This is a genomic window from Brevundimonas sp. TWP1-3, assembly GCF_049896085.1.
Taxonomy (GTDB): domain Bacteria; phylum Pseudomonadota; class Alphaproteobacteria; order Caulobacterales; family Caulobacteraceae; genus Brevundimonas.
Genome location: NZ_JAFCTP010000023.1, coordinates 1 through 1,023, shown reverse-complemented (window position 1 = coordinate 1,023; position 1,023 = coordinate 1). Strand labels below are relative to the sequence as shown.

General features: G+C 61.2%; 2 protein-coding genes. Both read right to left on the bottom strand.

The window, feature by feature from the left end; genetic code table 11:
- On the bottom strand, positions 1–620 hold a 620-nt coding region (fabI, locus tag ACP693_RS17695), incomplete at its 3' end, for an enoyl-ACP reductase FabI (protein ID WP_426050140.1).
- A gap of 19 nt (positions 621–639) precedes the next feature.
- On the bottom strand, positions 640–1,023 hold a 384-nt coding region (locus ACP693_RS17690), incomplete at its 5' end, for an ATP-binding cassette domain-containing protein (RefSeq protein ID WP_426050139.1).

Below are 1,023 nucleotides of genomic sequence, written 5' to 3'. Positions count from 1 at the left end.
CGGAAGTTCTTGATGCCCGAAGCTGCCAGAGTACGAATCGGGCCAGCCGATACGCAGTTGACGCGGGTGCCGTCCGGGCCCAGGGAGCCGGCCAGGTAGCGTACGCCTGCTTCCAGCGAAGCCTTGGCCATGCCCATTACGTTGTAGTTCGGCATGGTGCGCTCGGCGCCCAGGTACGACAGGGTCAGCAGGCTGCCGTTGCGGCCTTTCATCATTTCGCGGCCAGCTTTGGCCAGGGCCACGAAGCTGTAGGCGCTGATGTCGTGCGCGATGCGGAAACCTTCACGGGTGGTGGCTTCGGTGAAGTCGCCGTCCAGTTGGTCGCCCGGGGCGAAGCCGACGGAGTGCACGATGCAGTCCAGGCCGTCCCACTTCTTGCTCAGTGCTTCGAAGACCTTGGCGATTTCTTCATCGCTGGCCACGTCGCACGGGAAGCACAGCTCAGGGCTCGAGCCCCAGCCTTGGGCGAATTCTTCAACACGACCTTTCAGCTTGTCGTTCTGATAAGTGAAGGCAAGCTCAGCGCCCTCGCGATGCATGGCGGCAGCGATGCCGGATGCGATGGACAGCTTGCTGGCGACACCGACGATCAGTACGCGCTTACCGGCGAGAAAACCCATGTGTTGCTCCTCTTTCAGGTTATTGCGCAGTGGCTGGTGCCAGAAAAGCGGCTTCCAGCAACTGCTGTGTATACGGATGTTGGGGGGCGGCAAAGATACTTTGCGCGTCTCCCTGTTCGACCACTTGGCCATGCTTGACCACCATCAACTGGTGGCTCAGCGCTTTGACGACAGCCAGGTCATGGCTGATGAACAAATACGTCAGGTTGTACTTGGCTTGCAGCGAGCGCAACAGCTCGACCACTTGCCGCTGCACCGTCCGGTCGAGCGCCGAAGTCGGCTCGTCCAGCAGGATCAGCGCCGGTTTGAGCACCAAGGCTCGAGCAATGGCGATTCGCTGCCGTTGCCCACCGGAAAATTCGTGGGGGTAGCGGTGCCGGGTTTCCGGATCCAGACCTACCTC